We start from the raw sequence: 8,556 nt of genomic DNA, 5'->3' as shown, positions 1-8,556 counted from the left end.
ACCAGCCGGGTCCCGAGCCAGCCAAGAACCAGCCCGGCCCCGAGCCGGCGCGCGATCGGCCGGGTCCCGAGCCCGCCAAGAACCAACCCGCCTCTCAGCCCCACGAACACCACCCCGCCCCGGGCCCGGTCAAGCGTGACGACATTCCAGCGGAGGGAGACTCATGAACACGGACGAACTCGTCGAACTGGGGCAGCAGTTGCGGGTCGACAGCATACGGGCCGCCGACGCGGCGGGCTCCGGACACCCGACGTCCTCCATGTCCGCGGCCGACCTGATGGCCGTCCTGCTGGCCAACCACCTCCGCTACGACTTCGACCGCCCCGACCACCCCGGCAACGACCGCTTCGTACTGTCCAAGGGGCACGCCTCGCCCCTGCTGTACGCCGCCTACAAGGCGGCCGGCGCCATCGACGACGAGGAACTGCTCACCTTCCGCAAGCTGGGCAGCCGCCTGGAAGGACACCCCACGCCGCAGCGGCTGCCCTGGGTGGAGACGGCCACCGGATCGCTCGGGCAGGGCCTGCCGATCGGCGTCGGCATCGCGCTGGCCGGCAAGCGGCTGGACCGCGCCGACTACCGCGTGTGGGTGCTGTGCGGCGACAGCGAGATGGCCGAGGGCTCCATCTGGGAGGCCGCCGAGCACGCGGGCCACGAACAGCTCGACAACCTGACGCTGATCGTCGACGTCAACCGGCTCGGCCAGCGCGGCCCCACCCGGCACGGCCACGACCTGGACGCCTACGCCCGCCGCTTCCGGGCCTTCGACTGGCACACCGTCGAGATCGACGGTCACGACGTGGACGCCGTCGACCGCGCCTTGGGCGAGGCGCTCTCCACCGCCGGCCAGCCCACCGCGATCCTCGCCCGCACCCTCAAGGGCAAGGGCGTGCAGGCCACCGAGGACCACGAAGGACTGCACGGCAAGCCGCTGAAGAACGCCGACGAGGCGATCGAGGAGCTCGGCGGCCTCCGCGACCTCCGCGTCCAGGTGCACCAGCCGCCCCCCGTCCGGTCGCCGCACGCGGTGGGCGACGGCAGCCTGGAGCTGCCCCGCTGGGACAAGGGCGAGGAGGTCGCCACCCGGGACGCCTACGGTCAGGCGCTCGCCGCCCTGGGCACCGCACGCCCGGACGTCGTCGCCCTGGACGGCGAGGTCGGCGACTCCACCCGCTCGGAGTTCTTCGCCAAGGAACACCCCGACCGCTACTTCGAGTGCTACATCGCCGAGCAGCAGATGGTCGCGGCGGCGGTGGGCATCGCGCGGCGCGGCTGGGTGCCGTACGCCTCCACGTTCGCGGCGTTCCTGACCCGTGCGTACGACTTCGTGCGCATGGCCTCCATCAGCGGGTCCGGCATCAACCTCAACGGCTCCCACGCGGGCGTCTCGATCGGGCAGGACGGGCCCAGCCAGATGGGCCTGGAGGACCTGGCGATGCTGCGGGCGATCCACGGCTCGACCGTGCTCTACCCGTCCGACGCCAACCAGACAGCGAAGCTCGTCGCCGCGATGGCGGACCTGGACGGCATCCGCTATCTGCGCACCTCGCGCGGGGCGAGCCGGGTCATCTACGGGCCGGACGAGGAGTTCCCCGTCGGTGGCAGCAAGGTGCTGCGCTCCTCCGACCGGGACCGGCTGACGATCGTCGCCGCCGGCGTCACGCTGCACGAGGCGCTGGCCGCCGCCGAGGCCCTCGACCAGGAGGGCATCCAGGTCCGGGTGATCGACCTGTACTCCGTGAAGCCCGTGGACCGGAACACGCTGCGCCGGGCCGCCGAGGACACCGGCTGTCTGCTCACGGTCGAGGACCACCGCGAGGAGGGCGGCCTCGGGGACGCCGTCCTCGACGCGTTCCTCGACGGGCGCCCGGTGCCCCGCCTGGTCCGGCTCGCGGTCCGTACGATGCCCGGCTCGGCGTCCCCGGCCGAGCAGCTGCACGCGGCGGGCATCGACGCCGAGTCCATCGCGGTGTCCGCGCGGCTGCTGGTGGAGCGGGCGGTGGTGCCGTGAGCGACGAGGTCCGCAGGGTGCGGGCGGGCCGGCGCACGGTCGAGGTGCACCGGCCCGACAAGGTCCTCTTCCCAGGCGACGACGGCGCCAAGGAGTACACCAAGGCCGATCTCGTCGACTACTACCGGTCCGTGGCGCCGTACATGCTGCCGCACCTGCGCGGCCGCCCGCTGATGCTGGAGCGGCACCCGGACGGCCTGCACGGCCCGGTCTTCATGCAGAAGAACACGCCGGAGAACTACCCGGACTGGATCACCCGCGCCGAGGTCGCCAAGGAGGGCGGCACGGTCACGCACACCGTCTGCGACGACACAGCCACCCTCGTGTACCTGGCCGACCAGGCATGCCTCACGCTGCATCGCTGGCTGTCCCGGGCCGACCGGCCCGAGCGGCCGGACCGGATGGTCTTCGACCTCGACCCGGCCGAGGACGACTTCGCCGCCGTGCGTGAGGCGGCCCGGCTGCTCGGGGACCTGCTGGACCGGCTCGGGCTGCCCTCGGCGCTGATGACCACCGGCTCGCGCGGCCTGCACGTCGTCGTACCGCTCGACGGTCGCCACGACTTCGACGAGGTGCGCGCCTTCGCCCGGGACGTCGCCGAGTCGCTGGCCGCCGGTCATCCCGACCGGCTCACCACGGCCGCCCGCAAGAAGGAGCGGGGCGACCGCCTCTACCTGGACGTACAGCGCAACGGCTACGCCCAGACCGCGGTCGTGCCGTTCACCGTGCGGGCCAGGCCGGGCGCGCCCGTGGCCATGCCCGTCTCCTGGTCCGAGCTCGACGACCCCGACTTCGGCCCGCGCCGCTGGACCATCGCCGACGCCGTCGACCAGGCCCGTACCAAGCCCTGGTCGGGCGCGATGAGCCGCGGCCGGGCCCTCGGGCCGGCGCGACGGCGTCTCGACGCGTTGCATGGCTGAAGGTTTGGCCAGGGCACCTGCGGCCACACGGAGAGGAGAGGTGGCCATGGCGAATACAAGGAACACATCAGAGTCGCAGGATTCACAGGAGCCACAACACAAGCCACGGAGTTCTCAGGAATCACGCACCGACGACGACAACCGCGCGACGGCGCGCCGACCGAAGCCGAAGCCAATGGAGGTGCTGCGCGAGGCGCGCGCCCAGTTCGCGGAGCTGACCGGCCTGAACGTCGAGTCCGTCACGTCGTTCGAGCAGACGGAGGACGGCTGGTCGCTGGAGGTCGAGGTCCTGGAGATCACCAGGGTGCCCGACACCATGAGCCTGATGGCGAGCTACCTGGTCGAACTGGACTCCGAGGGCCAGCTCGCCGGTTACCGGCGGCTGCGCCGCTACGAACGCGGTCGGGCCGACGCACACCGGCCGGGCGGCCGCTAGGCCGCCCGCGCACCAGCCCATCCGCAGCAGTCCTGCGCACAGACGACAAGACAGTCCCGCAGAAGAACGACGAAGAACGACAAGGCACTGCCGCAAAAAGACGACAAGGCAGTCCGGCACAAAGACGACAAGGAGGAACATCCGGCATGACCGTTGTCCCGGCACAGACGTCCGGTGGTGGAGGCGGCAGCAGTGGTCTCTACGACGTATTGGAGCTCGTCCTCGATCGGGGACTGGTGATTGACGCGTTCGTGAGGGTCTCTCTGGTCGGCATCGAGATTCTGAAGATCGACGTGCGTGTCGTCGTCGCCAGCGTCGACACCTATCTGCGCTTCGCCGAGGCGTGCAACCGGCTCGACCTGGAGTCCGGTCCGCACAAGGACCCGGGCCTGCCCGACATCGTCGGCGAGGTCACCGAGTCCGGCGCGCGCGGCAAGTCCAAGGGAGCGCTGTCCGGCGCCGCCGAGACCATCTCCGACGCCTTCAAGCAGGCACGTGGAGAGGGCGAGACCGAGTCCCGGCCGCGGCCCCGCAAGAGCACGGCGGCGCGCAGGAAGGAGGAGCAGGAGTGAGCACATACGTCTACGGGATCACGGCTTCCTCGCACCCCGCGCTGCCCGAAGGCATGGGAGGCGTCGGCGAGCCACCGCGCCCGGTGCGCATCCTGAAGGCGGGCGAACTGGCGGCCGTCGTCAGTGACGCGCCCGAGGGTCTGCGCCCCAAGCGCAAGGACCTGCTCGCCCACCAGAACGTGCTCAGCGAGGCCGGCGCGGCCGGCTGCGTGCTGCCCATGAGGTTCGGCAGCATCGCCCCGGACGACGACACCGTCACCGGCGTGCTCACCGAGCGCGGCGACCACTACCGGGAACGCCTGCGGGCACTGGACGGCAGGGTCGAGTACAACGTCAAGGGCAGTCACATCGAGGACGCGGTGCTGCACCGCGTGATGGCCGAGAACCCGGACATCCGGGAGCAGGCGGAGGCCAACCGGCAGGCCGGCGGCGGCGGTTACGAGGACAAGCTCCGGCTCGGCGAGATGGTCGCCGCCGCGGTCAAGGCCCGCGAGGCCGACGACGCCGCCGAGGCGGTCCGTGCGCTTCAGCCGTTGGCCGCCGACGTCAGCGAGGGGCCGGAGTCCACGGGCTGGCTGCTCAACGCCTCGTTCCTGGTGGACCGGAACACGGCGGAGGACTTCCTGGCCGCCGTCGAACAGGTCCGCGCGGCACTGCCGCACGTCGAACTGCGTGTCAACGGACCGCTGCCGCCGTACAGCTTCGTCGAGCCCGGTTCCACCGAGCCCGCGGGCGCGACGGCGGGCGCGGACACGGGAGCGGGGTAGTGCCATGGGACTCATCTCGGAGGTGCTGCTGCTGCCGTTCGCACCGGCGCGCGGCAGCGCCTGGGTGATCAGACAGGTGGTCCGGGAGGCTGAGCGCATCTACTACGACCCGGCCACGGTCCGGGCCGAACTCGCCCAGCTGGAAGAGCAGTTGGAGGCTGGAGAGATCACCGAGGAGGAATTCGACCGCCGGGAGGACGAGCTGCTCGACCGGCTGGAGATCGGCCTGCGCGGGGGCGCGGGGACAGGTGAGGGGACGGCACGATGAATCGAATGGGACTCGGCCTGGCGGTAGGGGCCGGATACCTCCTGGGACGGACGAAGAAGGCGAAACTCGCGCTGGCCGTCGGCAGCATGGTGGCGGGCAAGAAGCTGAACCTCGGCCCGCGGGCGATCGCGGACCTGGTGAACCAGCAGCTGAAGGACAACCCCCAGTTCAAGGAGATCGGGGACCAGCTGCGGCAGGATCTGCGGGGCGTCGGCAAGGCGGCCTCGGGCGCGATGGCCGAGCGGCAGATGAACGCGCTCGCCGACCGGCTGCACAGCCGCACCGCCCAGGTGCGCGACCAGCTGTCGGGCGTGGTGCCGGACGCCGAGGGTGACGAGCCCGAGGACGACCACCGCGACTACGAGGACGAGTACGACGACCGCGAGGGCCGTGAGGCCGGCGACGAGCCGGCCGACGAGGACGAGTCGGCGCAGGCTGAGGAGGAGGCCGAGACGGCACGGGAGTCCGCGCACGACCGGAAGGGCTCCGCGCAGGACCGGAAGGGCTCCGCGCAGGACCGGAAGGACAGGGGCGCGGGCGCGGACGCGGCGAAGAGGGGGCCCGCCAAGAAGGCTCCTGCCAAGAAGGCGGCGAAGAAGGCCCCCGTCAAGAAGGCGGCGGCGAAGAAGACGGCGGCCCGCAAGTCGGCCGCGAAGAAGACGGCCGCGGCCGGCAACGCGACGCGTGGTGCCGGCTCCCGGCTGCCGAAGGGTGGCGGTGACCGATGACCGAGGCCCTCGGATCCGCGAGGTCCGCGGCCGGCAAGGCGGCGGGCGGGCCGACGAATGACACCCCGCTGAGCGACCTGGCGCACAGCGAGGCCGCCGAGCGGCTCAAGGCGGAGGTGCAGGAGTACCTCGCCGCCCAGGCCCAGAAGATGCTTGCCGGCTTCGGCCGCAAGCTCGGTGAGACCACGGGCAAGCTCAACGACATCGCCGCGGGCAACAGCCCCGGCTTCGCCAAGCTGGCCCTCGACGCCGGCCGCAAGGTCGCCGAGGGCAAGGGCCCGCTGCGCTCCGCACTGGAGATCGGTGCCTCCCGCGCCAAGGAAACCGTCATGGACAAGCTGAGGAACCTGGGGGGCGGCAAGGGCAAGGGGAAGCGCGGGGGCAACAAGCCCATCGTCATCATCGAGTCCCTCGATGTCGGCGTGCCGGTGCGCACCGCCTACGACCAGTGGACCCAGTACCAGGACTTCAGCGTTTTCGCCAAGGGCGTGAAGAGCGCCAGCCGCTCCGACGACACGAACTCCGACTGGCAGGGCAAGATCTGGTGGTCCAACCGCAGCTGGAAGGGCCACACCGTCGAGCAGATCCCCGACTACCGGATCCAGTGGCAGACGGAGGCCGCCAAGGGCACCCACAAGGGTGTCGTCAGCTTCCACCGGCTCGACGACAACCTCACCCGCATCCTGCTGGTCATGGAGTACTACCCGAGCGGCTTCTTCGAGAAGACCGCCAACCTCTGGCGTGCCCAGGGCCGCCGGGTCCGCCTCGACTTCAAGAACTTCGACCGCTTCATCACCCTCAAGGGAGAGGCGGAGGACGGCTGGCGCGGCGAGATCCGTGACGGCGAGGTCGTCCGCACCCACGAGGAGGCGGTCGAGGAGGAGCAACGCGCGCAGGAGGAAGAGGAACAGGAGGAAGGCGCACCGTCCGAGGAGGAGCCCGAGGAGGAAGAGGGCGCCTACGAGGACGAGGAGCCGTACGAGGGCGAGGAAGAGGCCGAGGAAGAAGGGGAGGAAGAAGGCGAGGAAGAGGGTCCGTACGCCGAGGAGGAGAACGGCGAGTACTACGAGGAGGACGAGGAAGAGGGCTCTGAGCCCGAGAAGGAAGCCGAGGACGAGTACGAGTACGCAGAGGGCGGGAGCCGCCGATGACGACGCCCGGGCGGCTGCCCGAGCCGTACGGCCCGAGCAGCGGCGCCAACCTTGCCGACATCCTTGAACGCGTGCTCGACAAGGGTGTCGTCATCGCGGGCGACATTCGCATCAACCTGCTCGACATCGAACTGCTCACCGTCAAACTGCGGCTCGTCGTCGCCTCCGTCGACAAGGCCAAGGAGATGGGCATCGACTGGTGGGAGAGCGACCCGGCGCTCTCCTCGCGTGCCCGGCGCGACGAACTCGCCCGGGAGAACGCCGAGTTGCGCGAACGGCTGGCGCGACTGGAGGAGCTGGAGACCGGCCGCGTCCACAGGGAGGCACCATGACCGGACTGCGGTACGTCTACGCCGTCTGCCGCCCCCTCGGTGCGCCCCTCCAAGCGGAGCTGAGGGGGGTGGCGGGCGCCCCGGCCAAGCTGCTGAACCACCACGGCCTGGTCGCCGTGATCAGCGAGGTACCGGAGCGGGACTTCGGCGAGGACCCGCTGCGGGCGCATCTGGAGGACCTGGACTGGCTGGCCGCGACCGCGCGGGCCCACCAGGGCGTCATCGACGCGCTCACCGCCGTCACCACACCGCTGCCGCTGCGCCTCGCCACCGTCTTCCGCGACGACAGCGGTGTCCGCTGCATGATCGAGGCCGGCGAGGACCACTTCCGGCGCACCCTGGAGCGGCTGGAGGGGCGGGTCGAGTGGGGCGTCAAGGTCTACGTCGAGGAAGAGCCCCGGGAATCCGCGGAGCCCGCCCCGAAACCCGCCTCGGGCCGGGACTACCTGCGGCAACGGCGGCAGCAGGCGAGGGCGCACGAGGACCTGTGGCAGAAGGCCGAGGCGTTCGCCACCCGGCTGCACGAGAAGCTCTCCGCCTTCGCCGAGGACGCCCGGCTGCACGCGCCGCAGAACGCCACTCTTTCCCGGATCCCCGGGCGCAATGTGCTCAACGCCGCCTACCTCGTGCCGCGGATGAGCTCCGAGGAGTTCGTGGAGCTGGTGGACCGCACGAAGGACGACGCCCCGGGACTGCGCGTGGAACTCACCGGCCCCTGGGCGGCCTACTCGTTCGCCGGGACGTTCGAGGGAGAGTTCGAGGGGGAGGGGGAATGACGGTCGTCGAACGCCGTGAGATCGCCCTGGTGGACCTGCTCGACCGGCTGCTGGCCGGAGGGGTCGTCATCACAGGGGACATCACGCTGCGCATCGCGGACGTCGACCTCGTCCGTATCGACCTGAACGCGCTGATCAGCTCGGTCAACGCCCAGGTGCCGTCACCCTTCGAGGAGCCGCAGTGACGCCGCGCAAGAGCAACCGTGTGAACCTGGAGCCCGACACGGTCGAGCGTGACCTGCTCAAGCTCGTCCTCACCGTGGTGGAACTGCTGCGCCAGCTCATGGAACGCCAGGCCCTGCGCCGCTTCGACGTCGGCGACCTGACCGAGGAACAGGAGGAGCGGATCGGGCTCACGCTCATGCTCCTGGAGGACCGCATGGCCGAGCTGCGCGACCGCTACGGACTGCGGCCCGAGGATCTGAACCTCGACCTCGGTCCTCTCGGACCGCTGCTCCCGCGGGAGTGACACAGGACCATCGGTACGGCTGCCCGGGACGGACCATCGGTACGGCTGCCCGGGACGGACCATCGGTACGGCTGCCCGGGACGGACCATCGGTACGGCTGCCCGGGACGGACCATCGGTACGGCTG

Annotated in this window: 12 protein-coding genes; all 12 read left to right on the top strand. The window is 70.9% G+C overall.

The features are described 5' to 3' along the window. The first annotated feature begins 163 nt into the window (after nucleotides 1-163). Nucleotides 164-2,011, top strand: coding sequence for a transketolase (locus tag AB0A61_RS17460; RefSeq protein ID WP_361292549.1), 1,848 nt, complete (start codon nucleotides 164-166; stop codon nucleotides 2,009-2,011). After that, the gene (gene ligD / locus AB0A61_RS17455) at nucleotides 2,008-2,931 is read left to right on the top strand and encodes a non-homologous end-joining DNA ligase (protein ID WP_361292547.1); all 924 of its coding nucleotides are present in this window, start codon (nucleotides 2,008-2,010) and stop codon (nucleotides 2,929-2,931) included. Before AB0A61_RS17460 ends, ligD begins: the two co-directional genes overlap by 4 nt. A gap of 46 nt (nucleotides 2,932-2,977) precedes the next feature. Then, nucleotides 2,978-3,367, top strand: a complete 390-nt coding sequence (locus AB0A61_RS17450) for a gas vesicle protein (RefSeq protein WP_361292545.1) — start codon at nucleotides 2,978-2,980, stop codon at nucleotides 3,365-3,367. A 146-nt stretch (nucleotides 3,368-3,513) separates the two neighbouring features. Further along, on the top strand, nucleotides 3,514-3,939 hold the full coding sequence (locus AB0A61_RS17445; protein WP_361292543.1) for a gas vesicle structural protein GvpA: 426 nt from the start codon (nucleotides 3,514-3,516) through the stop codon (nucleotides 3,937-3,939). Beyond that, nucleotides 3,936-4,706 carry a GvpL/GvpF family gas vesicle protein gene (locus AB0A61_RS17440; protein ID WP_361292541.1) on the top strand — a complete coding sequence of 257 codons (771 nt, stop codon included), beginning with the start codon at nucleotides 3,936-3,938 and terminating at the stop codon, nucleotides 4,704-4,706. The genes AB0A61_RS17445 and AB0A61_RS17440 overlap by 4 nt, the downstream gene beginning before the upstream one ends. 4 nt (nucleotides 4,707-4,710) lie before the next feature. Further along, nucleotides 4,711-4,974 carry a gas vesicle protein GvpG gene (locus AB0A61_RS17435; RefSeq protein ID WP_361292539.1) on the top strand — a complete coding sequence of 88 codons (264 nt, stop codon included), beginning with the start codon at nucleotides 4,711-4,713 and terminating at the stop codon, nucleotides 4,972-4,974. Beyond that, nucleotides 4,971-5,702: a DNA primase gene (locus AB0A61_RS17430; RefSeq protein WP_361292537.1), complete on the top strand. Its 732-nt coding sequence runs from the start codon at nucleotides 4,971-4,973 to the stop codon at nucleotides 5,700-5,702. The genes AB0A61_RS17435 and AB0A61_RS17430 overlap by 4 nt, the downstream gene beginning before the upstream one ends. Continuing rightward, on the top strand, nucleotides 5,699-6,853 hold the full coding sequence (locus AB0A61_RS17425; RefSeq protein ID WP_361292535.1) for an SRPBCC family protein: 1,155 nt from the start codon (nucleotides 5,699-5,701) through the stop codon (nucleotides 6,851-6,853). Before AB0A61_RS17430 ends, AB0A61_RS17425 begins: the two co-directional genes overlap by 4 nt. After that, entirely contained in the window at nucleotides 6,850-7,185 is a 336-nt protein-coding gene (locus tag AB0A61_RS17420; RefSeq protein WP_361292533.1) for a gas vesicle protein, read from the top strand. Before AB0A61_RS17425 ends, AB0A61_RS17420 begins: the two co-directional genes overlap by 4 nt. Continuing rightward, entirely contained in the window at nucleotides 7,182-7,961 is a 780-nt protein-coding gene (locus tag AB0A61_RS17415; protein WP_361292531.1) for a GvpL/GvpF family gas vesicle protein, read from the top strand. The genes AB0A61_RS17420 and AB0A61_RS17415 overlap by 4 nt, the downstream gene beginning before the upstream one ends. After that, on the top strand, nucleotides 7,958-8,146 hold the full coding sequence (locus tag AB0A61_RS17410) for a gas vesicle protein (RefSeq protein WP_361292529.1): 189 nt from the start codon (nucleotides 7,958-7,960) through the stop codon (nucleotides 8,144-8,146). The genes AB0A61_RS17415 and AB0A61_RS17410 overlap by 4 nt, the downstream gene beginning before the upstream one ends. Then, nucleotides 8,143-8,430: a gas vesicle protein K gene (locus AB0A61_RS17405; RefSeq protein ID WP_361292527.1), complete on the top strand. Its 288-nt coding sequence runs from the start codon at nucleotides 8,143-8,145 to the stop codon at nucleotides 8,428-8,430. The genes AB0A61_RS17410 and AB0A61_RS17405 overlap by 4 nt, the downstream gene beginning before the upstream one ends. The last annotated feature ends 126 nt before the right edge of the window (nucleotides 8,431-8,556 follow it).

Source organism: Streptomyces sp. NPDC046197, from assembly GCF_040646295.1.
In the GTDB taxonomy this organism is placed as follows: domain Bacteria; phylum Actinomycetota; class Actinomycetes; order Streptomycetales; family Streptomycetaceae; genus Streptomyces.
The sequence above is the reverse complement of the archived record's forward strand: the minus strand, read 5'-3'. Positions and strand labels throughout refer to the sequence as shown.